Origin of the sequence: Micromonospora sp. WMMA1949 (assembly GCF_027460145.1) — a bacterium.
Taxonomy (GTDB): Bacteria; Actinomycetota; Actinomycetes; order Mycobacteriales; family Micromonosporaceae; genus Micromonospora.
In genome coordinates, this window is the sequence record NZ_JAPZBG010000001.1 from 364,286 (window position 1) to 387,045 (window position 22,760).

Genomic DNA, 22,760 nt, shown 5'->3' on the forward strand with positions numbered 1-22,760 from the left:
CGCGGGCAGCCTAGTCCAGCGCGCCGCCCTCGCGCGGCCGTTGTCCACTGGCTGGGTGTTTGCCCGGCCGCACCGCGGGTAGGGCGGCCGGAATGAGCGAGACGACGGCACAGGAGACCCGACAAGAGTCCGCGACGAGCATCCGGCTGCCCGCCACGATCCTCGGTGTCGGGCTGGGCGGCTTCGTCGACGGCATCGTCCTGCACCAGGTGCTCCAGTGGCACCACCTGCTCAGCAGCACCGGCAGTGACCGGGTCGGCATCCGCGAGTACCCGGTGGACACCGTGCCCGGGTTGCAGATGAACACGCTCTGGGACGGCCTGTTCCACGTGGTCACCTGGGTGGCGGTGCTGACCGGCCTGGCCCTGCTCTACTCCCGGGTGACCGGTTCCCGGGGCCGGCTGTGGCGCTCGCCGATGCTGTGGGGCTGGGCGCTGATCGGCTGGGGCCTGTTCAACCTGGTCGAGGGCGTCATCGACCACCACCTGCTCGGCATCCACCACGTGCGCAGCGGCCCGAACCAGCTCTGGTGGGACCTCGGCTTCCTCGCCCTCGGCGTGGTGCTGATCGCTGTCGGCTGGGCGATCCAGCGCCGGGCCAGGGGCGTCGACCTCTGCGCGCCGGAGCGCCGGTGACGCTCGCCCACGCCGGGCACGCCGACGGCGGCTTCCCGGCGACCGCGCTGGTCCCGGCGGCGCTGTTCTGGGCGTACCTGGCCGCCGCGCTGCGGCTGCGCGACCCGGGCGGGGCGGGCTGGCCGCACGCCCGGACGGCGAGCTTCGGGCTGGGCGCGCTGCTGCTGGCGGCGGGGCTGCTGTGGCCCGCCGGCGACTTCGTCGGGCACATGTGGCAGCACCTGCTGATCGGCATGCTCGCGCCGCTCGCGCTGGTGCTCGGCGCCCCGGTCACGCTGCTGCTGCGCACGCTGGACCGGCGTACCGGCCGGGCCCTGGTCCACCTGCTGCGGCATCCCGTCGCGCGGGTGTTCGGCCACCCGGTGACCGGCCTGCTGCTCACCGCGGGCGGGCTGTGGCTGCTCTACCTCACCCCGCTGTACCGGGCCACCCTGGACAACCCGGCCCTGCACACGCTGGTGAACCTGCACTTCCTGCTCAGCGGCTGCCTGTTCGCCTGGTCGATCGCCGGTCCCGATCCGGGGCCGCACCGCCCGCGCGTACCGGTGCGGCTCGTGGTGATCGGATTCGGGGTGGCCGCGCACGCCACCATCGCCCAGTTGCTCTACGCCGGGCTGTTCGTCGACGTGCCGGCCACCGCCGCCGAGCTGCGGGCCGGGGCCACGCTCATGTACTACCTGGGTGACCTGGCCGAGATCGCGCTGGCGCTCGCGCTGCTGGCCACCTGGCGACCGGAACCGGCCCGGCGCCGCCGCGCGGCCGGGACCGTCGCGGCCAACGCCTGACCGGCGCGCCTTCCCACCCCGGCCCATGGCGTTCCACCCACCGACGTCATGCGCGCCGACTGGAACGCCACGGGTGCCATAACGCTCCGGAGGCACCCACCGCGTTCCACCCACCCACGTCATCCACGCCGAGTGGAACGCCATGGGTGCCACAACGCCCGCGAGACACCCACCGCGTTCCACGGAGGGAGCCCGGAGCCGGCGGAGCGGGGCGGGCTCAGGGCTTGAGCAGGGCGGCGATCTCCGCGGCCAGATCCTCCGGCGTACGCCCGTCGGTGACCACCGTCGCGGTCGCCACCTCGGCGTAGAGCGGGCGGCGCTGATCCATCAGGTGCTTGAGCGTGGCGCGCGGGTTCAGCGCGAGCAGCGGACGGCCCGCGCCCAAGCCAACCCGCTTGACCGCGTCTGGCAGCTCCACCGACAGGTGCACGACGGTGTGGCCGATCAGCGCGGCCCGGTTCTCCTCGGCCAGGACCGCGCCGCCGCCGAGCGCGAGCACGCCCGCGTGCGACGCGAGCGCCGCCGCCACGGCGGCCCGTTCGAGGGTACGGAAGTGCTCCTCGCCCTCGTCCACGAAGATCTCCGGGATGGGCTTGCCGGCGAGGTTCTCGATGTCGGCGTCGGTGTCCCGGAAGTCGACGCCGAGCGCCTCGGCGAGCGCCGTACCGACAGTGGTCTTGCCGGACCCGGGCGCACCGACCAGCACGCAGACCGGCCGGGTGCTCATCGTTGCCACCTTTCGTTCGCGACTGCGGGACTCCGCTGCGCTGCCTTCCTCGCGCTCACCGAACCACCAGGCTGTCGAGGTAGCCCGTCAGGTTACGGCGCATCTCGGCGACCGAGTCGCCGCCGAACTTCTCCACCGCCGCCTCGGCCAGCACCAGCGCAACCATCGCCTCGGCCACCACCGCCGCGGCCGGGACCGCGCACACGTCGGAGCGCTGGTTGATCGCGGTGGCCGGCTCGCCTGTGGTCACGTCGATCGTGGCGAGAGCCCGGTTCAGCGAGGAGATCGGCTTCATGGCCGCCTTCACCCGCAGCGGCTCACCGGTGGTGATGCCGCCCTCCAGGCCACCGGCCCGGTCGGTGATCCGCCGCACGCCGGTGGCGGTGGGCACGATCTCGTCGTGCGCCTCCGAGCCACGCGAGCGGGCCTGCTGCCAGCCGTCGCCGATCTCCACACCCTTGATCGCCTGGATCGACATGAGTGCGGTCGCGAGGCGGGCGTCGAGCTTGCGGTCCCACTGGACGTGGCTGCCCAGGCCCGGCGGCACCCCGTACGCGAGCACCTCGACCACGCCGCCGAGCGTGTCGGCGGCCTTCTTCGCGGCGTCGACCTCGGCGACCATCCGGGCGCTGGCCTCGGCGTCGAGGCAGCGCAGCGGGTCGGCGTCGATGCGCGCGGCGTCCTCCGGTGTGGGCCGCAGGCCCGGCTTGACCGCCACCGGGCCCAGCTCGACCACGTGGGAGACGATCTCGACGCCGAGCGCCTGGCGGACGAGTGCCTTGGCGACGGTGCCCACCGCGACCCGGGCGGCGGTCTCCCGGGCGCTGGCACGCTCCAGGATCGGCCGGGCGTCGGTGTGCCCGTACTTCTGCATGCCGGCCAGGTCGGCGTGCCCCGGGCGGGGACGGGTCAGCGGCGCGTTGCGGGCCTGGTTCGCCAGTTCCTCCGGGTCGACCGGGTCGGCGGCCATCACGGTGCGCCACTTGGGCCACTCGGAGTTGCCGACCCGGATCGCCACCGGGCTGCCGAGCGTCACCCCGTGCCGGAGCCCGCCAATGATCTCGATCTCGTCCTGCTCGAACGACATCCGGGCACCCCGGCCGTAGCCGAGCCGGCGCCGGGCCAGCTCGCCGGAGATCTCCCCGGTGGTCACCTCAATGCCGGCGGGTACGCCCTCCAGCATCGCGACGAGGGCGGGTCCGTGCGATTCACCTGCAGTCAGCCAGCGCAACACGACGGTCAGTGTGTCACGCCCGGTGGTCACCGGCGTACGCCGCCCGCCGCATCCCGCCCACCGGACAGGCCACCTCCGCGTGCTGGTCTGCCGCCCGGCGGGTGAGGTGTTAACAGGGGGCCCTTCCTCTACCGGAGGCGTTAAGAAGGGGCCCTTCCTTACACCGGCAGCGCGGCGCGCATCGCGGCGCGCGGGGCGGCTACGCCGGTGAACTGCTCGAACTGGCCGTACGCCTGGGCCAGCAGCAGGTCCAGCCCGGAGACCACCCGGCATCCCGCGGCGAGCGCCGCCGCCGCGAGCGGCGTCGGCCACGGGTCGTAGACCACGTCGAAGAAGACCGACTCGGGCCGCCAGTCGAAGTTGTCGGCGAGCGGGTCGGCCACGCCCTTCGGCACCGTGGAGATCACCAGGTCGGCGCGGGCGTGCGTGGGCGCGCCGTCCCACTCGGCCCCGGCCAGCGGCACCCCGGCGGCCGCCGCGACCGGGCGCAGCTCGTCGACCGCCTCCGGGCGGCGGGCCACCACAGTCACCTCGGCCGCCCCGATCCGGGCCGCCGCCGCGATCGCGGCCCGGGCGGTGCCACCCGCGCCGAGCACGGTGACCACCGCCCCGGCCACGCAGCCGGCGCCGGTGAGCACCTCGACCATGCCGGTGACGTCGGTGTTGTCCGCGTACCAGGTGCCGTCGGGCCGGCGTACCAGCGTGTTGGCGGCGCCGACGGCGGCGGCGACCGGCGAGACCTCGTCGGCCAGCGCGAGCGCCGCCTCCTTGCCCGGCATGGTCACCGACAGCCCGGCCCATTCCGGGCCGAGGCCCGCGACCAGGCCGGGCAGCTCGTCGGCGCCGGCTTCGATCCGGGTGTACGACCAGCCGGTCAGCCCGGCCGCCGCGTAGCCGGCGGTGTGGATCACCGGGGAGAGCGAGTGGGCGATCGGCTTGCCGACCACCGCGGCGCGGCGGGGATCGGCCATCAGATGATCCCGGCCTCCTTGGCCTTCCGCTCGTTGCGCAGTTGCTCGTCGTAGGTCTCGGCGAACGCGGAACGGCCGTCCTTGCTGATCGCCACGAAGTAGAGCCACTTGCCCGGCGGCGGGGTCAGCGCGCCCTCCAGCGCCTCCTTGCCCGGGTTGTTGATCGGCGACGGGACCAGCCCGCGCAGCTTGCGGTTGTACGGGTTCTTCGGGTCGTCCAGTTCGGCGGCGGTCATGTCCTTGGACGCCTTGGTCTTCTGCCCGGTCAGCTCCAGGTAGTAGTTGACGGTGACGTCCATCTCCAGGCAGTTGCAGGGGAACTCGCCGTAGACCCGGTTGTAGGCCACCCGGGCGACCTTGCCCAGGTCGGCCTTGTTACCGGCTTCCGCCTGGGCCAGCGAGGCGACGATCAGCGCCTCGTACGGGGTGATGCCGCCGCGTTCCTTCTGCACCTTCTCGGCGTACTGCATGCCGGAGGTGACGGTGAGGAAGTTGTCCACCATCAGCTTGAGCACCGTCTCGGCGGTGGCCTTCGGCGGGATCTCGTAGGTGTCCGGGAACAGGAAGCCCTCGATCGACGGATTGACCTTCTTGCCGTCGGAACGCTTGAACCACCAGTCCGGTACGCCGAGCGCCTCCGGGTCCTTCGCCGCCGCCTCGAAGTCCTTGACCGGGATGTCGGTCTTCTCGGAGAGCCGCTTGTAGACCGTCTTCGCGGTGAGGCCCTCGGGGATGGTGATCCCGTTGACGATCTTGTTCTTGAGGTCCAGCAGGGCCACGACCGCCGCGTCACCGCTCATCTGCTTGCGCAGCTTGTACGTGCCGGGCTGGATGTTCTTGCTGCGCGAGTTCTCCTCTGCGGCCTCGATGAACGCCTTGGTGCTCTTCACCACGTCGGCGGCGACGAGCGCGTCGGCCATGTCGGCGATCAACGCGCCCTGCTTGATCTCGACGGTCACCTCGCCGGTGCCGGAGCCGTCGTAGTCGGGCGTGACGAAATAGTTCTGGACCCGGTCGAAGCCGTAGAAGGCACCGCCGCCGATGCCGCCGAGCAGGACCAGCGCGAGCGCGAGGGCGAGCAGGGTCTTGCCCCGGCCGCCGCCGGACTTGCCCTGGCGCCGGCGTACCGCGCCGCGCCGGTGCCGGCCCTTCTCCCCCCTGTCCTGCTCGTCGAAGCCCAGATCAAGGTCGTCGATCATTGCGTCCGCCTCCGCTGTGCGTCCAGCCAGCTCTGCAGAATCTCCACCGCGGCGGCCTGGTCGACCACCGCTCGTTGGCGCTTTCCCCGGACGCCCCGTTCGGCCAGCCTACGACTCGCGACGACGGTAGACATCCTCTCGTCCGTCAGCGTCACCGGAATCGGCCTCATTACATCGGCCAATCGGCTGGCATATGCTGATACGTTCGCCGCCGCGGGGCCGTGTTTTCCGGCGAGGTTGACCGGCAGCCCGACCACGATCCCCACCGCCTCGTGCTCGGCGGCGAGCCGGACCAGCTCGGCCATGTCGGCGGGGACCGCGTCCGGTTCGGCGGTCAGATCACGGGCCAGCGTCACCAGCGGCGTGGCGAGGATCCCGTGCGGGTCGCAGCGGGCCACCCCCACCCGGACCTGACCGACGTCGACACCCAGCCGGACGCCACGGGACAGCCCGGTCACGAGCGGACACCTCCCCGCCGGTACGGGCCAGGGCGGACCGGGTGGTCCGCCCTGGCGTCGATCGTTGCGCTCATGCCGAATCGCCGGGCATGCGCTCACGGCCCTCGCTCCGCTCGGTGCGTTCGCTCATGCCGCGTCGGCGACCGCCCGCTCGACGGTGACCAGCAGGTTCGGTGCCTCCGCCGCGGGCAGCCCGCCGCCCTGGGCCAGGTCGTCGCTTCCGCCACCCCGGCCGGAGAACGCCGCCTTGACCAGGTCCTTCGCGCTCAGGTTCCGTCCTCGGGCGGCCTGGTTGACCGCCACCACGAGGGACGCCTTGCCGTTGGCCCGGGCGGCCACCGCGACCACCGCCGGGCGGGCCGCGTCGATCCGGCCCCGGATCTCCTGGGCGAGGGTCCGCACGTCGTTCGCCGCCGCGCCCTCCGGCGCCTCGGTGCCGACGTACGCGACGCCGCGCACGTCCTTCGCCTGCGCGGCCAGGGCACCGGCCCCGCCGAGCACGAGCTGGGCACGCAGCTTCTCCAGTTCCTTCTCCGCGTCGCGCAGCTGGGTGACGGTCTGCTCCACCCGGTCGGCGACCTGCTCGCCGGGCACCCGGAACAGCTCGGCCAGCCGGGACACCAGCAGGTGCTCGCGGGCCAGGAAGCCGAACGCGTCCATGCCGACGAGCGCCTCGATCCGGCGGACACCGGAACCCACTGAGGCCTCGGAGAGGATCTTCACCAGGCCGAGCTGGGCGGAGCGGGCCACGTGGGTGCCGCCGCACAGCTCGCGGGCGTAGTCGCCGACCTCGACGACCCGGACCCGCTCGCCGTACTTCTCGCCGAACAGGGCCATCGCCCCGATCCGGCGGGCCTCCTCCTGGCTGGTGACGAACGCGTGCACCTCCAGGTCGGCCAGCAGCACCTCGTTCACCTGCTGCTCGACGTCGTGCAGCACGCTGGGCGCCACACCCGTCGGGGTGTTGAAGTCGAACCGCAGCCGGCCCGGCGCGTTCAGCGAACCGGCCTGGGTCGCGGACTCGCCGAGGAAGTTACGCATCGTCTGGTGCACCAGGTGCGTCGCGGTGTGCGAGCGGGAGATCGCCCGGCGGCGGGACACGTCGATCTCGGCGTACCCGGTCTCTCCGGAGCGGACCTCGCCACGCACCACCTTGGCCCGGTGCACGATCAGGCCGGGCACCGGCTGCTGCACGTCGAAGACCTCGACCTGGCCGCCGCCCACGGTGATGAGGCCCTGGTCGGGCTGCTGCCCACCGCCCTCGGCGTAGAACGGGGTGGTGTCGAGCACCAGCTCGATCGTGTCCCCCTCGACCGCCGCCGAGACCGCAGCGCCGCCGGACAGCAGCGCGCGGACCCGGGACTCGCGGCTCAACTCGGTGTAGCCGGTGAACTCGACCGGCCCGCCGCCGTCGAGCACCGACCGGTACGCCGACACGTCGGTGTGCCCGGTCTTGCGCGCCTGCGCGTCGGCCTTGGCCCGGCTGCGCTGGTCGGCCATCAGCCGGCGGAAGCCCTCCGCGTCGACCTGCAACCCCTGCTCGGCGGCGATCTCCAGGGTCAGGTCGATCGGGAATCCGTACGTGTCGTGCAGCTGGAACGCCTTGTCACCGGAGAGCGCCGCCTTGCCGGCCGACTTGGTCTCGGCGATGGCGGTGTCCAGGATCGTGGTGCCGGCGCGCAGCGTGGCGAGGAACGCGTCCTCCTCGGCGTACGCGTACTGGGAGATCCGGCCGAAGTCCTCGGCCAGCTCCGGGTACGACGGCGCCATGCAGTCGCGGGCCACCGGCAGCAGCTCCGGCAGCGCGCGATCGGAGTAGCCGAGCAGCCGCACCGCCCGGATCGCCCGGCGCATGATCCGCCGCAGCACGTAGCCCCGGCCCTCGTTCGACGGGGTCACGCCGTCGCCGATGAGCATCAGCGAGGTGCGCACGTGGTCGGCGATCACCCGCAGCCGTACGTCGTCCGGGTGCGACTCGTTCGCCGCGTGACCGGAGTGCACACCGTAGCGCTTGCCGGTCAGCTCGGCGGCCTTGTCGAGGATCGGCTTGACCTCGTCGATCTCGTAGAGGTTGTCCACGCCTTGCAGCAGCGAGGCCATCCGCTCCAGGCCCATGCCGGTGTCGATGTTCTTCGCCGGCAGGTCGCCGAGGATCGGGAAGTCCTCCTTGCCGACGCCCGGACCCCGCTCGAACTGCATGAAGACGAGGTTCCAGAACTCCAGGTAGCGGTCCTCGTCGACCTCCGGGCCGCCCTCGCGGCCGTAGGCCGGGCCGCGGTCGTAGTACAGCTCGGAGCACGGGCCGCACGGGCCGGGGATGCCCATCGACCAGAAGTTGTCGGCCTTGCCCCGGCGCACGATCCGCTCGGCCGGCACGCCGGTGGCACGCCAGATGTCGTACGCCTCGTCGTCGTCCAGGTAGACGGTCGCCCAGATCCGCTCCGGGTCCAGCCCGAAGCCGCCCGCCTCGACCGACTTCGTCGCCAGGTCCCAGGCGAGCGGGATCGCCCCGGACTTGAAGTAGTCACCGAAGGAGAAGTTGCCGTTCATCTGGAAGAACGTGCCGTGCCGGCTGGTCTTGCCGACCTCGTCGATGTCGGGCGTACGGATGCACTTCTGCACGCTCGTCGCCCGCGCGTACGGCGGGGTCTGCTGACCGAGGAAGTAGGGCACGAACTGCACCATGCCCGCGTTGATGAACAGCAGGTTCGGGTCGCTGATGGCGGGCAGCGGCGCGGACGGCACCACGGTGTGCCCGTTCGCCTCGAAGTGGGCGAGGAACCGCCGCTTGATCTCCGCCGTCTTCATCGCTGGTGGTCCTCCGGGAAAATCTCTCGATCACCGATGCGCGGGTCCTCCCGCAGCTCGGCGAACTGGTCGTCGTACACCTCGCCGCGGGCGAAGGCCTCGTGGATCTCCTGCTCACGCTCGGCCATGCCGACCCGGACGTCGTCCACGAACGCCCGGAGCGACTCGACCAGACCGCCGGCGGACTCGGACAGCCCGCTGGCGATGCCGGCCGGGGTGTACGCCTGCGCGGTCCGGGTGGCCTTGCGCACCACCAGGACGCCCACGGCCAGCCCGATGCCCAGCCAGAACAACCGCCTCATGCTCTCATCCTTCCCGCGTACGCCGGCCGGGGTCAGCGGTTGCCGCGCTTGGCGGCGCGACGCTGCTGCTTGATCGTGTCGCGCACCTCGCGCTCGGTCTCGGCGTGCCGGCGGGCGGAGGCGGCCCGGCGCACGCCGTACCCGAACGCGGCCACCTTGACCAGGGGGTTCGCGGCTGCGGCGGAGACCACCGTGGCCAGGTTCGCCACGTTCGCGGTGACGTTCTGCGCGTGGCTGGTCATGGTGTCCACCTTGGCGAGCTGCAGGTTCACCCCGTCCAGCGAGGTCTGCACCTGCTCCAGCGCCACATTGACGTTCTTCACCGTGGTGTTCACGTCGCCGAGCAGCGGCGCGGTGCGCTCGTTCACGTCGGTGATCATGCGGGTCGTCGCGTCCACGGTGTGCCGCAGCCGCAGGATCGGCACCGCCAGCACGAGCACCAGCATCAGGAACGCGCCGGCCGCGATCAGCGCAGCGATCTCTCCACCACTCACGCGAAAGTCCTCCTCAAGCAGTGTCCCGGAACCCGACGCCCCGGAACGCGCGACCGTACCTACCCATTCGCGCCACGCCGACCCGGTCACCGGGCACGGACGGGCGTGCCAGCCCCAGACCCTACCGTCCGTGATGAAAGTCGGCTCACGACGGTGAGGGGGTCGCCTCGCCCAACGGGTCGTCGGTCAGGGTCGGGTACGGATCCTCACCGGTGAGTGACGGATCGGTGGTCGGTGTCGGTCCGGTGCGCTCGTCGTCGATCGCGTTGCGCACCTTCACCGAAATCAACGAGCCGGTGCAGTCCGCCGCTGCGGGCGCGGCCGGCGCGGTCGGCGCGGGCGCCCCGTCCACCGGCGGAGGGGTGCAGGTGCGGTCGCGTACCCACAGATCGAGCGTGAGTTCGTCCCGTCGCCAGCAGGTGTAGCTACCGGGGACCTTCTCGTCCGGGCAGCGGTCGACCTTCCAGCGCTGCCACCCGTCCCCGGCCAGCGCCGTCTCGTAGACCTCGACGGTCTTCTCCCACCCCTGCTCCGACTCGACGGAACGTTCGCGCAGCCGGCAGTCCTGCAGGCACCAGCGGCTGCCGCTGACGTTGTCGACGGTGTTGCTCTGCGCCCAGGCGGGCACCTTGAGCTCGTCGAGGCTGTCGAAGACCGGGTCGCGGCTGAGCGTCCGCATGCCGAAGTAGAGCGGCACCGCCCCCAGCAGCACGAGGCTGACCAGAGCGAGGATGCCCAGCCGCAGCCGGGTGCGCTCGCGCATCTGCCGGCGCAGCTCGGACCGGGCACCGCGCAGGCCCCCGGCCTCCGCGCCGCTGTCGGCCGGTCCGGGACCGCCGGGCCGTGGCCCCGCGGGCTCCCCCGGGGGTACGACCACAGCCGCCCGGGCCGCCGCCGGAGCACCCGGTCCGGGCCGGTCCGCCTCCGGTCCGGGTGGTGTCGCCCGGCCGGCGGTCCGCTCGTCCGGCGCGACCGGGCGGGCCACACCGGCCGCCGCGCGGGCGGTCACCGGCGCGCCCGGCGGCACCGGACCGTCGCCTGCCGGTCCCCGGACGCCGGGCGCTACCGGCGGGCGAGGCCCGGCACCGGGCCGGGCCGTCTCGTCGGGGCGTGCCACGCGTCCGTCGCCACCGGGTCCGGCCGGGCCGCCACCGGGGCGGCCGGCGCCCGCCGGAATCCCGCCCGTGCGGTCGAGGTCGCCGCGCGGCCCCGGGCCGGCCGGACCACCGCCGGGAACGGGCGCGACACCGGGCCGGGCCGCGCCGCGGGCCGGACCGGGCGCCGGTTCGGACGGCTGGGACCGGGCCGGGGGCACGACCGGGCCGGTCTGGTCGGGGCGGACCGGCGGGCCCGGCGGTTCGGCACGCGCCGGCACGTCGGGGCCGGGCTGTCCGGGGCGCCGGGGCGGCGTACCCGGCTCGGAACGCGTCGGCGGGACGGCGACACCGGCCCGGCCCGCGGCGCCACCGGAGCGGCCGGGCGGCTCGTCGGACGGAGGACCGGCCGGGCGGCGGGTGACCGGCATGGCCGGATCGGTGTGCGGCGAGCGACCGGCCTGCCGCAACCAGTCGGCGGGCCGCTCGGGCCGTTGCGGCCGCGGCTCGGCGGCGTCGTCACGGGCGGCTCGGCGACCGGGCGTCTCGGCGGCGACGCCGGGACCCGGTTCGCCGGGCGCGGCCCGCCTGCCGCCGGCTACGTCGGCACTCCGGTCGCCGGGCGCACCACGACGGCCGGCCTGCGGGCCGGTCGCCGGCCCGCCGGACACGGGCGCACCGGGCAGGTCCGGCGCGTTTCCGCTGCGCGGTACGGCAGGGGCACCGTCCGGCGCGGCGCGACGGCCGGCGCCGGAGACCGGCCGGGTGCCGGGTGCCACGTCGTCGGGCCGCGCCCGGCGCGCTCCCCCGGGCATCGGCACCACGGCGCCGGTGTCGTCGGTACGGGCCCGGCGAGCGCCGCCGGACACCGGCTGGATGCCGGCGGTGTCGTCCGGCCGGGCTCGTCGGCCGCCGGGCTGCGGCGGGACCGTCGGGTCGACCGGGTGCGGGCCCTCGGGTCCGGCGGCTCCGTGCCGGCCGCGAGGCGTCGGCGGTACGCGGGTGTCACCGTCGACGGCCGGGCGGCCCGGGTCGACGGCGGCCCGGCCGGGCGACGGCGGGCCGGACGGGACGCGGGTGCCGGTGACGGGTGGCTGCTGACCGGTGGGGCCGTCCGTGCGGCGGCGGTACGGCGCGTCCGGCGGCCGGGGCGCCTCGGGCACGCCGGGCCAGGGGCCGTCGACGGGGCGGCGTGGAGCACCGGCTTCGGGGCCGCCCGGCCAGGGACCGTCGGCGCCCCGGTGCGGGGCACCGGTCTCGGGACCGCCGGGGCGTACCGGCGGCGCGGCCGGACCGGGCGCGCCGGGGCGACGCATGACCGGAGGGTGCGGACCGGGCCGGCCGCCGGGCGGCGTCTCCGGGGCGGGCCGGCCACGGCCGGCGGGCGTGTCCGCCACCGGCGGGCGGACCCCCGGCGGAACGTCAGCGGCCGGACGCCCGGGCGACGGGGGCATGCCCACGCCGGACCGGCCGGACGGCGGGGCGGTGTCCACGCCGGACCGTCCCGGTGGCGCAGGTGTGTCCACGCCCGGGCGACCGGGGCCCGGGGGCAGGTCGGCACCGGGGCGGCCGGCAACCGGTGGGCCGGGACGACCGGCAGCGGAGGGCGTCGCCGGGCCGGGACGGCCGGGCGCGGGCGGCAACGTCGGGTCGGTGCGGCCGCCCGGAGCGGGCGCGCCCGGATGAGCCCGGCCGGGCGCCTGCGGCGCGGCGGCCGGCGGTACGGGCCGAACGGGAGCCTGCGGCCCGGCGGCCGAGGGCGGCACGGACCGGCCCGGAGCCTGCGGCGCGGTGGGCGAAGGCGGCACGGGGCGGCCCGGAGCGTGCGGCGCGGCGGCCGACGGCGGCACGGGGCGGCCCGGGGCCTGCGGCGCGCCCGCTGCCGGAGTACCGGGCCGGCCGGTGGGCGGAGGCGGCGGTTGACCGGCCGGGGGGTGCTGCGGGCCCGGTGCCGGGTTCCGCGGATCCTGGCGACCGGCGGGTGGCGGCATGCCGGGGCCCGGACCCGGCGCGCCGGCCGGGCGGGGCGCCCGGGACGGGTCGGCACCCGGCCGGGACGGGCCGGCGTCGGAGCGCGGTGCCGGGAGGTCCCCGTCCGGTCCGAGTTCACCGCCCTGCTGCTTGGCGGTCCGCAGGTCGTCGATCCAGCCGAGGTCCTCGCCGCCGGCTGTCGGATCCGGCTCGGGCTCGGCCCGGCCGCGTCCCCACCGGCGGCCCTTGGCCCGCGGGTCGCGCCGCTCGTCGGGGCCGTCGGCCGGCCGCTCCGGACCACGCGCCATCACTCCTGACCCCCCTCGGCGGCGTCGCTGCCGCCCTCACTCGCCCCGCTGGCCTGATCTCCGCCCCCCACCCGGGCCCCGTTCGCGGTGGCCGGGGCGCCGGCCTCCGCCCGGGTCGCCGGAGCCGGCAGTCCGCGGACGATCCGGCGCAGCAGCGGCAGCCGGGTGGCCACCGCCCGCTCCGCGCCGTGTCCGCTGGGCTGGTAGTAGTCGGTGCCGACGAGGTCGTCCGGAGCGTACTGCTGGGTGACCACCCCCCGGTGGTCGTCGTGCGGGTAGCGGTAGCCGCGGCCGTGACCGAGGCCCCGCGCGCCGGAGTAGTGGGCGTCGCGCAAACCGCGTGGCACCGGGCCGCCGCGACCGGCGCGGACGTCGGCGACGGCGGCGCCGATCGCTGTGGTGGCCGAGTTCGACTTCGGCGCGGTGGCCAGGTGGATGACCGCCTGGGCCAGGTTGAGCTGCGCCTCGGGCAGGCCCACGTACTCGACCGCGTGGGCGGCGGCGGTGGCCACTGTCAGCGCGGTGGGATCGGCCATGCCGACGTCCTCGCTGGCGAAGATCACCAGCCGGCGGGCGATGAACCGGGCGTCCTCCCCGGCCACCAGCATCCGGGCCAGCCAGTGCAGTGCCGCGTCCACGTCCGAGCCGCGCATGCTCTTGATGAACGCGCTCGTCACGTCGTAGTGGGCGTCGCCGTCGCGGTCGTAGCGCACCGCCGCCACGTCGACCGCCTGCTCGGCCACGGCCAGGTCGATGCGGCCGGTGCCCAGCGCGGTCGCGGTGGCGGCTGCCGCCTCCAGCGCGGTGAGCGCCTTGCGCACGTCGCCACCGGCCAGGCGGACCAGGTGGTCCTCCGCCTCCTCGGCCAGCACCAGCGCGCCGCCGAGCCCGCGCTCGTCGGCCACCGCGCGGCGCAGCAGGCCGCGTACGTCGTCGTCGTCCAAGGCCTGGAGGGTGAGCAGCACGCAGCGCGACAGCAGGGGCGAGATGACCGAGAAGTACGGGTTCTCGGTGGTCGCCGCGAGCAGCGTGACCGTCCGGTCCTCGACGGCGGCGAGAAGCGAATCCTGCTGGGTCTTGCTGAACCGGTGCACCTCGTCGATGAACAGCACCGTCGGCGGGCCGCCGGACCGGCGTTGCCGCCGGGCGGTGTCGATCACCGCGCGGACGTCCTTGACGCCCGCGGTCAGCGCGGACATCGCGACGAACCGCCGGTCGGTGGCCCGGGCCACGAGGTGGGCGATGGTGGTCTTGCCGCTGCCGGGCGGACCCCAGAGGATCACCGACATCGGCGCCGCGCCCTCGACCAGCTGACGCAGCGGCGCTCCCGGTGCGAGCAGGTGCTCCTGCCCGACCAGCTCGTCGATGCCCGCCGGTCGCATCCGCACCGGCAGGGGCGAGTCCGCCCGAGCGTCGGTGAAGCCGTCGGCGCCGCCCGCGCCCGCGGGTGCGCCGGCCGGCTCGCCGAGGGTGAAGAGGGCGTCCGATTCCATCACGAGAACAGTACCGGGCCGGGCCGACGACGCCGGAATCGCGCCGCCGCCCCGACCCGGGTGGTCTTTTCCGGTCAGCCGCGACCCGGCCGCCGGCCCCGGTACCACCGGCCGCCACCGCCGCCGCGCGGGCCGGAGCCGACGCCGGCCAGGTAGAGCGAGAGCAGCAGGAAGCCGATGAGCATGAGGGTCGTGGTGCTGAACAGATCGGGCGCGCCGAGGTCGGTGTTCATGAAGTCGAGCAGCAGCGCGAAGCCGAACACGATGGCCGCGAGAATGGCGAGCATGTCGTTCCTCCGGTGGGGGTTCCCAGCAGGTCGGCGACGGATGTACCCAATCGGTCTGTTCGTCAATCTCCACCGTGGAACAGGCGGTGGTCCGGCCCTCGGTACCGGCCGGGATGCTCGTAGGCTGGCGGAATGATCACGGTCGACGAGGCACTGTCCGGGCGGTACGCGCTGCTCGAGGCGACCGGTGGTCACCCGTACGCCCGGCACGCGCTGCGGCACGACCAGGCCGTACGGGGGTGGCGGCGCGGCGGCGCGGTCGGGTGGCTGCTGCCGCCGGGTGAGTGGTCGGTCGGCGGGGCGGTCGGCGCCCCCGGCCCGGCACTCGACGTCTTCGCCGCCCAGCGCGCGGACGGCTCGCTGCGGCCGGGCCAGTCGATCAACCTGCCCCACGCCGATCCGGAGGAGGTGGCCGCGCGGCTGCCGGTGGCCCGGCTGGTCGAGTGGGACCTCCTCTGGACGAGCGGCCCGCCGCCGCGCCGGCCGGAGCAGGAGCGGGTGGTCCGGCTCACCGAGGCCGACCACCCCGCGCTGGCCGCGCTGATCGAGGAGGCGTTCCCGAGCACCACCTCCCGGCCGGGCGAACCGGGCATCGTCGACTGGTACGGCATCCGCGACGGTGACCGCCTGCTCGCCTGCGGCGCCGACCGCAGCCGCGGCGACATCGGCTTCCTGGCCGGGTTGACGGTCCTGCCCGGGCAGCGCGGCCGAGGGCTGGGCGCGGCGCTGACCGCCGGGATGACGGAGGCCCTGTTCGGCCGGTACGACACTGTGGCGCTGGGCGTCTACCCGGACAACGTGGGCGCGGTCCGGCTCTACCGCCGGCTCGGTTTCACCGCCACCGAACGCCGCACCTCGATCAAGCTGGCCTGACGGCGCCGGCCAGGGCTCCGACCGGACGGCCGGCACCCCGCCACCCGAGGCACGCCGCACGCGATCTTGGTACGGAACGGCCCCTTCCGGGGCGCCCGACGTAGCGGGCGCGTCGAACCGGTGATTGGAACGTCATGGGTGTCAAACGGGAGCCGAGACACCCATGCCGTTCCACCCGCGGCGGGAGCGGGCAACGCTCAGGTCGCCGGGCGACGTCGGCAACACCGCCGCCCGGGCAACGTCCCGCCGAACTCAGTTCCGGCCGGGTGACACCGGAACGACCACCGGCCCGGGCCCGCCCGTGGCGGCAGCCGCGCCCGTGTCGAGGGGCGGCTCGGACGCCAAACCGGCGTGGCCGGGGCCGCCGCCCGTCGCCTCCGGCTCCACGGTGACGTCCGGCGGGGTACGGCGGGCGGCGCGCCAGGCCGGCAGGTAGAGCGGCGCGGCCACGGCGAGCACCACCCCGCCGACGATCATGGCGACGCTGACGCTCGTGGCGTCGGCCAGCGCGGTGAGCGCGACCGCGCCGAGCGCGCCGGCCGGCTGGGCGGCCATCGAGTTCAGCGAGAGCACGCTGGTCCGGTACGGGCCGTCGACCTGCCGATGCAGCAGCCCCATGTGCAGCGGGTTCGACGCGCCGTGCACGGCGTAGCAGGCGAGGTACGCGATGAGGATGCCGACCGGGCCGGCCAGCAGGCCCATGCCGACCACAGTCACGCCCTGGAGGATCCGCATCAGCGCGGCGGCCGGTGCGGCGCCGAGGCGGCGCAGCAGGAACGGGGTGAGCGCGGCGCCGGCGGCGTTGGCGAGCCAGGCCGCCGTGCCGGCGGGGCCGAGCAGCGCCGCGGCGCGGGCCGGGTCGTCGAGCACCTCGGCGAGGCGTACCGGGAGCAGCGACTCGAAGGTGACCATGCCGAAGCCCCAGAACAGCTCGACGGCGACCAGGGCCGCCAGCACCCGGTTGCGGCGCAGCAGCCCGACGGCCTGCCCGACCATGCGGGGCGCGTCGATGACCGAGGCGCGCAGCGCGGCCGGGCCGGATGCCGGCCGCCGCTCCGCCATCAGCGCGAGCAGCGCCACGATGGAGACGGCCTGGAGCACGGCGGCGACGATCACCGGCAGGGCCAGTGCGCTGACCGGGCCGACCGGGCCGAGCGCGACCAGGCCGCCGCTGATCAGCGCGCCCGCACCGATCGCGACACCGATCACGGTGCCGGCCCAGCCGAGGCCGCGCTCGTACTCGGCCTTCGGGTCGGCGGCGAGCGTGGCGTCGACGTACCAGGACTCCAGCGGGCCGCTGTCGAGCGCCCGGTAGACACCCTGCAACGCCCAGACCAGGAAGAACATCCAGAACGAGTCGGCCACCGCCATCAGCGCCAGCGAGGCGAGGCAGACCACCCAGGCGGCCAGCAGCACCGGCTTGCGGCCGAGCGCGTCGGCGAACCCGCCGGTGGGCAGCTCCAGCGCCAGCACCACCAGGCCCTGCGCGGTGGCGACCAGGCCGATCTGGGACAGCGAGAGCCCGCGCTCCTGCATGAGCAGGATCATCACCGGCATGAGCAGGCCGCTGGGTAACCAGCGCAGGCCGTACAGCGTGAGGTAGCGGATCCGGATCTGGCGTACGGACAGCGCGGTCACGGCTTCTCCTCGGCGGGTGGCGGGGTGGACCGCGGGTAGGCCGCGTCCATCGGGAGGGCGGCGAGGTAGAGCTGGACGGTCTCGGCGTCGGGGTCGTCGGGGTCGGTGGCGTCGCGATGCCGCTCGAAGACCGCGAAGACCTCCTCCTGGATCGCCTTGAGGCGGTCGACCGGGATCCGCATGAAGAAGTCACCCATGCCGAACGCGTCACGCCAGGCCGGCGACCACTGGTGCCGCTGGGCGAACCAGCGTTCGGCGTGCTGGGCGAAGAAGCGGACGTAGTCCGCCTCGATCCATTCGATGGCTGCCCGCGCGTCGGGGTCGTCGTCGAAGTCGCTGGATTCCCAGTTGGTGACGTCGTGCGCGGCCCGCCAGTAGCGCTGGCGGCCGGTGCCCAGGTTCGGGTCCTCCACCACGAGGCCCACCTCGGCGAGTTGGCGCAGGTGGTAACTGGTCGCGCCGCTGTTGGTGCCGAGCGCCTCGGCGAGGGCGGTGGCGGTGGCCGGGCCGCCCACGCGCAGCGCCCCGACCAGCCGCATGCGCAGCGGTTGGGCCAGGGCACGAACCTGGCGGTGGTCGATGTGTACGGTGCGCTCGGTCTTCTCCTCCATGCGATGCACAATATCTGTGCACACTTACTGTGCACAAGCTCTTTGCAAAGGATCTGTGCGTCTAGCCGTACAGCTCGGTGATCCCCCGCAGGCGGGTCCGCAGCAGCCCGGCGGCCCGGGTGGAGTCCAGCACCACCTCGCCCGGCCGGTGCAGCCCAGCGGCGGCGATGGTGGTCGTCCGCAGCCCGCCCGCGTCCACCCCGTCGTGCCGGGCCACCAGCAGCCCCAGCTCGGCCCGGCTCACCGCGTCCGGCCCGGCCACGTTGAGCAGCCCGGCGTAGTCGCCCGGCACCAGCTCCAGCACCGCGGCGGCGAGGTCGGCGACGTGCACCGGGCAGCGCAGCTCGTCTCTGAACAGCGTCGCCCGCCCGGCCAGCGCGTCCCGGCAGAGCTGGATCTGCTTGCTGCCCTCCCCCACGATCAGCGAGGTGCGCACGAGCGCCGCGCCCGGATCGACCGCCCGCACTGCCGTCTCCGCTGCCGCCTTCGCCGCCCCATACGGGTGCAGCGGTGTGGGCACGTCCTCGTCCGCGTACGGCGCCGGACGGCCGGCGTGCAGCGCGTCGCTGGACAGGTGCACCAGCCGGGCACCCAGCTCGGCGGCGGCCACCGCGATGTGGGCCGCCCCGTCCGCGGTGACCGCCCAGTCGTCGTACCGGTAGGGGGTGGCGACGACGGCGTCGGGGCGTACCCGGGTCAGCAGCTCACGCACGGCCGCGCGGTCGGTCACGTCGAGCCGGTGCGGCGCGACGCCGGGCACCGCGACGGCGGTCGAGTGGTACGTGCCGGCGACCCGGTGCCCGGCGGCGACCGCCTGCCGGCACACCTCGGCGCCGAGGAACCCGCTGGCCCCCACCACGAGCAGTTCCATCAATCCCCCTGAAGATCGAAAGGCCCGCGTCATCATGACGCGGGCCTTTCGACGAGGCGAGGATCAGGTGGGGTCGGCCACCGGGGCGGCCGGGCCGGCGGTGCCGGCGTGCGCACCGGCCGGCGCCTTCGGCTTGGCGTCGATGCCGGCCTCGGCGCGCTGCTGCCCGGTGATCGGGGTGGGCGCGCCGGTCAGGGGGTCGAAGCCGCCCCGGGTCTTCGGGAACGCGATCACCTCGCGGATCGAGTCCGCGCCGGCCAGCAGCATGCAGACCCGGTCCCAGCCGAACGCGATGCCGCCGTGCGGCGGGGCGCCGTACTTGAACGCCTCCAGCAGGAAGCCGAACTTGTCCTGCGCCTCGTCGACGGTGATGCCGAGCAGGTCGAACACCCGCTGCTGCACGTCGCCGCGGTGGATACGGATCGAGCCGCCACCGATCTCGTTGCCGTTGCAGACGATGTCGTACGCGTAGGCCAGCGCCCGGTCCGGCGCGTCCTCGAACCGGTCCACCCACTCGGCGTTCGGCGAGGTGAACGGGTGGTGCACGGCCGTCCAGCCGCCCTCGTCCGTGCGCTCGAACATCGGCGCGTCGACCACCCAGCAGAACGCCCAGGCGCTCTCGTCGACCAGGTTCGACCGCTTGGCGATCTCGATCCGGGCCGCGCCGAGCAGCTCCTGCGCCTCGCGGATGTTCGTGCTCGCGGCGAAGAAGATCGCGTCGCCGGGCTTCGCGCCGACCGCGTCGGCCAGGCCGGACAGGTGCGCCTCGGACAGGTTCTTCGCCACCGGGCCGCGCGGCTCGCCGGTCTCGGCGTCCAGCACCACGTACGCCAGGCCGCGCGCGCCGCGCGCCTTGGCCCAGTCCTGCCATCCGTCCAGCTCCTTGCGGGTCTGGGACGCGCCACCGGGCATGACCACCGCGCCGACGTAGCCGCCCGCGTCGATCGCGCCGGCGAACACCCGGAACTCGGTGCCGCGCAGGTAGTCGGTCAGCTCGGTCAGCTCCACGCCATAGCGCAGGTCCGGCTTGTCCGAGCCGTACCGGGACATCGCGTCGTGCCAGGTGATGCGCGGGATCGGCCGGGCGATCTCGTAGCCGGCGAGGTCCTTCCACAGCGCCGAGACGATCGCCTCGCCGAGGTCGATCACGTCGTCCTCGGTGACGAACGACATCTCGATGTCGAGCTGGGTGAACTCCGGCTGCCGGTCGGCGCGGAAGTCCTCGTCGCGGTAGCAGCGGGCGATCTGGTAGTACCGCTCCATGCCGCCGACCATCAGCAGCTGCTTGAACAGCTGCGGCGACTGCGGCAGCGCGTACCAGCTGCCCGGCTGCAGCCGCACCGGCACCAGGAAGTCGCGGGCGCCCTCCGGGGTGGAGCGGGTCAGCGTCGGCGTCTCGATCTCCAGGAAGTCCCGCTCGTGCAGCACGCCGCGGGCGATCTGGTTGGCCCGCGAGCGCAACCGCATGGCCTTCGCCGGGCCGCCCCGGCGCAGGTCCAGGTAGCGGTACTTGAGCCGGATGTCGTCGCCGGCCTCGATCTGGTCGTCCACCGGCAGCGGCAGCGGCGCGGCCTCGGACAGCACCTCCAGTTCGGACGCGGTCACCTCGACCTCACCGGTCGGCAGGTCCGGGTTCTCGTTGCCCTCCGGGCGGCGGGTCACCTCGCCGGTGACCTTGACACAGAACTCGTTGCGCAGCGCGTGCGCGTCCTCCTCGCGGAAGACCACCTGCACGACACCGGAGGCGTCGCGCAGGTCGACGAAGATGACACCGCCGTGGTCGCGCCGGCGGGCCACCCACCCGGCGAGCGTCACCGTCGAGCCGGCGTCCGCGGCGCGCAGGCTTCCGGCATTGTGGGTACGGATCACGGCTGGCGTCTCCTCAATCTGGTCCACTCACTGCTCCCCCGCATTCTGTCAGGACGGGCGGGCCCGCTCCCGGGCACCCGTCGAGCCGGTCCGCCCCGGTGGCGGCGAAACGCCGTGCGGGCCGGGTCCGGCGGTCTACCGTGACCGGGTGCGTGCCGTACCGAGCTGGGCCGTGGCCACCGCGGCCGCCGCGCCCGCGCTGCTGGTGGCGGGCTGGACGGTGGCGGGCGCCCGCCAGGGCCCGGGGTACGACCCGGTGCGGGACACGATCAGCGAGCTGGCCGGCGAGGGTGCCACCGATCCGTGGCTGATGGCCGGCGCGCTGGTGCTGCTCGGCTGCTGCTACTGCGCCACCGCCGCCGCGCTGCACGCCGCCGGGCTGCCCAGCCGCTTCCTGCTCGCGGTCGGCGGGCTGGCCACCGTCGCGCTCATCGCGTTCCCCCGCCCGCAGGTGGGGGGCTCCCCGGCGCACGGCGTGGTGGCCACGGTGGCGGTGCTCGCGCTGTCGCTCTGGCCGGCCGGGACGGCGCTGCGCCTGCCCCGCAGGGTGCCGCGCGAGGTGGCCGCCTCCCCGGCGGGCCGGCCGCCGTGGGCGTTCCGCCGGCCGGTGGCGCTGGCCGTCACGGCCGTGTTGCTGGCGTTGTTCGGCTGGTCGGTGGCCGAGGTGACCGGCGGCTCCCGGACCGGGCTGGCCGAGCGGGTGGCAGCGCTCGCGGTGACGCTCTGGCCGCTGGCCGCGGTGCTGTCCGCCCGGCGGGCCCACCGGCACTGGACGGCCCGGCCGGCGGAGCCGCCGCGCCCGGACGGGCCGCCGGTCGGTCCGGGCCGCCTCGGGGCAGGCACCTGAGACGGGTACGCGGAACGGGCCGCCGGTCACCCGGCGGCCCGTTCGTGGGAGTGCGTGGATCAGAAGACGCTCACGCCGTAGCGGCTGAGGGCCTCGGTGACCGGCTGGAAGAAGGTGGTGCCACCGGTGCGGCAGTTGCCGCTACCGCCGGAGGTGAGGCCGAGCGCGGTGGTGCCGGCGAACAGCGAGCCGCCGCTGTCGCCCGGCTCGGCGCAGACGTTGGTGCGGATGAGGCCGGAGACGCTGCCCTCGGCGTAGTTCACGGTCGCGTTCAGCGCGGTGACGCTGCCGCTGCGCAGGCCGGTGGTGCTGCCGGAACGACGCACGGACTGGCCGACGTAGGCGTTGCCGGCCGAGGTGATGTCCTGGAAGCTGCCGTTGTACAGCGACACGTTGCCGGCCGCGTTGGCCGAGTTGTTGTGCCGGACGATGCCGTAGTCGTTGCCCGGGAAGCTGGTGCCGGTCCGGGTGCCGAGCAGGTTGGACTGCGCGGAGTTGCTGTACCAGCTCGACGAGATGTTGGTGCAGTGGCCCGCGGTGAGGAAGTAGTAGGTCGAGCCGCTACGGACGTTGAACCCGAGCGAGCAGCGGCCACCGCCGCCGGCGTAGATCGCCTGGCCGCCGGAGATCCGGGTGCTCAGCACGCCGGCCTCGGCCTCGATACGGATCGCGCCGTTGTGGCGGGCGGCGGCGGCCTTGACCCGCTCCAGCTTGGCGCCGGTGACGGTGCTGTCGACGGAGACGACAACCTGGTTCGTGGCCGGGTCGGTCCACCAGGCGGTGCCGGGGATCTTGGCGGAGCGCTCCAGCTCGCCGGTGGCGGCGTTGAGCTTGTCCGCGCCGCGGGCCACGATCTTCGGGATGGCGCCGGCGTCGCGCACCTGGCGGGCGGTCGCGGTGTCGGTCACCGTGACGATCATCTTGCCGCTGGCGTCGGCGTACGTGCCGGCCGCGCGGGCGCCGAGCTTCTCGACGAGGGTGGCGGCGGCGTCCGGCGAGAGGGCCGTGGGGGCGGCCTGCGCGGGTGCGCCGAGCAGCGAGCCGGTGACCAGGGTGCCGGCGACGGCGACTGCGGCGGCGCGGCGGAGCGTGGACCTCGTGGGTCGCATGTAACAACCTCCGGATGGGGGTGAACGGGCGCTGTCATGGGGGCGCGCCCGAGGGCAACCCGGGCGACCTGGGGAAACCGCCCGGGTGCCCAAAGTATTCACACATTTAAGATCGTAAGCAAGACATGGCTTTGCCCTAATTCGCACCCGCGCCCGATGTAACGCTCCAGCAACAA

Annotated in this window: 20 protein-coding genes; 4 read left to right on the plus strand and 16 right to left on the minus strand. The window is 74.5% G+C overall.

The genetic code is table 11. From position 1 onward, the window contains the following. The first annotated feature begins 92 nt into the window (after positions 1 to 92). Together O7607_RS01505 and O7607_RS01510 are read left to right on the plus strand one after the other, a co-directional pair. The gene (locus O7607_RS01505; RefSeq protein ID WP_269700487.1) at positions 93 to 635 is read left to right on the plus strand and encodes a DUF2243 domain-containing protein; all 543 of its coding nucleotides are present in this window, start codon (positions 93 to 95) and stop codon (positions 633 to 635) included. Further along, positions 632 to 1,420 carry a cytochrome c oxidase assembly protein gene (locus tag O7607_RS01510; protein ID WP_269700489.1) on the plus strand — a complete coding sequence of 263 codons (789 nt, stop codon included), beginning with the start codon at positions 632 to 634 and terminating at the stop codon, positions 1,418 to 1,420. The genes O7607_RS01505 and O7607_RS01510 overlap by 4 nt, the downstream gene beginning before the upstream one ends. Before the next feature lie 217 nt (positions 1,421 to 1,637). Here O7607_RS01510 and O7607_RS01515 read toward each other — a convergent pair whose 3' ends face one another. The 11 genes from O7607_RS01515 to O7607_RS01565 form a co-directional block, all read right to left on the minus strand. After that, positions 1,638 to 2,147 carry a shikimate kinase gene (locus O7607_RS01515; RefSeq protein ID WP_269700491.1) on the minus strand — a complete coding sequence of 170 codons (510 nt, stop codon included), beginning with the start codon at positions 2,145 to 2,147 and terminating at the stop codon, positions 1,638 to 1,640. Positions 2,148 to 2,202: 55 nt separating this feature from the next. Beyond that, positions 2,203 to 3,381: a chorismate synthase gene (gene aroC, locus O7607_RS01520; RefSeq protein WP_269700492.1), complete on the minus strand. Its 1,179-nt coding sequence runs from the start codon at positions 3,379 to 3,381 to the stop codon at positions 2,203 to 2,205. Positions 3,382 to 3,539: 158 nt separating this feature from the next. Next, positions 3,540 to 4,352, minus strand: a complete 813-nt coding sequence (locus O7607_RS01525) for a shikimate dehydrogenase (RefSeq protein WP_269700493.1) — start codon at positions 4,350 to 4,352, stop codon at positions 3,540 to 3,542. Beyond that, the gene (mltG, locus tag O7607_RS01530) at positions 4,352 to 5,551 is read right to left on the minus strand and encodes an endolytic transglycosylase MltG (protein ID WP_269700494.1); all 1,200 of its coding nucleotides are present in this window, start codon (positions 5,549 to 5,551) and stop codon (positions 4,352 to 4,354) included. The genes O7607_RS01525 and mltG overlap by 1 nt, the downstream gene beginning before the upstream one ends. Continuing rightward, positions 5,548 to 6,009, minus strand: coding sequence for a Holliday junction resolvase RuvX (gene ruvX, locus O7607_RS01535; protein ID WP_269700495.1), 462 nt, complete (start codon positions 6,007 to 6,009; stop codon positions 5,548 to 5,550). Before ruvX ends, mltG begins: the two co-directional genes overlap by 4 nt. Positions 6,010 to 6,135: 126 nt before the next feature. After that, entirely contained in the window at positions 6,136 to 8,817 is a 2,682-nt protein-coding gene (gene alaS, locus O7607_RS01540; protein ID WP_269700496.1) for an alanine--tRNA ligase, read from the minus strand. Next, entirely contained in the window at positions 8,814 to 9,119 is a 306-nt protein-coding gene (locus tag O7607_RS01545; RefSeq protein WP_013285491.1) for a hypothetical protein, read from the minus strand. Before O7607_RS01545 ends, alaS begins: the two co-directional genes overlap by 4 nt. Before the next feature lie 32 nt (positions 9,120 to 9,151). Further along, the gene (locus tag O7607_RS01550) at positions 9,152 to 9,613 is read right to left on the minus strand and encodes a DUF948 domain-containing protein (protein WP_013285490.1); all 462 of its coding nucleotides are present in this window, start codon (positions 9,611 to 9,613) and stop codon (positions 9,152 to 9,154) included. Between the two features lie 145 nt (positions 9,614 to 9,758). Continuing rightward, positions 9,759 to 10,490: a hypothetical protein gene (locus tag O7607_RS01555; RefSeq protein ID WP_442929511.1), complete on the minus strand. Its 732-nt coding sequence runs from the start codon at positions 10,488 to 10,490 to the stop codon at positions 9,759 to 9,761. A gap of 2,495 nt (positions 10,491 to 12,985) precedes the next feature. After that, on the minus strand, positions 12,986 to 14,479 hold the full coding sequence (locus O7607_RS01560) for a replication-associated recombination protein A (protein WP_269700497.1): 1,494 nt from the start codon (positions 14,477 to 14,479) through the stop codon (positions 12,986 to 12,988). A 74-nt stretch (positions 14,480 to 14,553) separates the two neighbouring features. Next, the gene (locus O7607_RS01565) at positions 14,554 to 14,766 is read right to left on the minus strand and encodes a hypothetical protein (RefSeq protein ID WP_013285485.1); all 213 of its coding nucleotides are present in this window, start codon (positions 14,764 to 14,766) and stop codon (positions 14,554 to 14,556) included. 132 nt (positions 14,767 to 14,898) lie between these two features. Here O7607_RS01565 and O7607_RS01570 point away from each other — a divergent pair, with 132 nt between their 5' ends. Continuing rightward, a complete protein-coding gene (locus tag O7607_RS01570) occupies positions 14,899 to 15,639 on the plus strand; it encodes a GNAT family N-acetyltransferase (protein ID WP_269700498.1) in 741 nt (246 codons plus the stop codon). A 252-nt stretch (positions 15,640 to 15,891) separates the two neighbouring features. Here O7607_RS01570 and O7607_RS01575 read toward each other — a convergent pair whose 3' ends face one another. The 4 genes from O7607_RS01575 to aspS all read right to left on the minus strand — a co-directional run bounded on the left by O7607_RS01575 (position 15,892) and on the right by aspS (position 20,628). After that, positions 15,892 to 17,277, minus strand: coding sequence for an MFS transporter (locus tag O7607_RS01575; protein ID WP_269700499.1), 1,386 nt, complete (start codon positions 17,275 to 17,277; stop codon positions 15,892 to 15,894). Then, positions 17,274 to 17,888: a winged helix-turn-helix domain-containing protein gene (locus tag O7607_RS01580; RefSeq protein WP_269700500.1), complete on the minus strand. Its 615-nt coding sequence runs from the start codon at positions 17,886 to 17,888 to the stop codon at positions 17,274 to 17,276. Before O7607_RS01580 ends, O7607_RS01575 begins: the two co-directional genes overlap by 4 nt. Before the next feature lie 61 nt (positions 17,889 to 17,949). Then, a complete protein-coding gene (locus tag O7607_RS01585) occupies positions 17,950 to 18,759 on the minus strand; it encodes an SDR family oxidoreductase (RefSeq protein WP_269700501.1) in 810 nt (269 codons plus the stop codon). 63 nt (positions 18,760 to 18,822) lie between these two features. Further along, positions 18,823 to 20,628, minus strand: coding sequence for an aspartate--tRNA ligase (aspS, locus tag O7607_RS01590; RefSeq protein ID WP_269706866.1), 1,806 nt, complete (start codon positions 20,626 to 20,628; stop codon positions 18,823 to 18,825). Between the two features lie 148 nt (positions 20,629 to 20,776). Between aspS and O7607_RS01595 the strand changes: the two genes are divergently transcribed. Next, a complete protein-coding gene (locus O7607_RS01595; RefSeq protein WP_269700502.1) occupies positions 20,777 to 21,475 on the plus strand; it encodes a DUF998 domain-containing protein in 699 nt (232 codons plus the stop codon). Positions 21,476 to 21,534: 59 nt separating this feature from the next. Here the strand turns inward: O7607_RS01595 and O7607_RS01600 are convergent, their stop codons facing one another. Further along, complete coding sequence (locus tag O7607_RS01600; protein WP_269700503.1) at positions 21,535 to 22,584, minus strand: S1 family peptidase; 1,050 nt, start codon at positions 22,582 to 22,584, stop codon at positions 21,535 to 21,537. Positions 22,585 to 22,760: the final 176 nt, after the last annotated feature.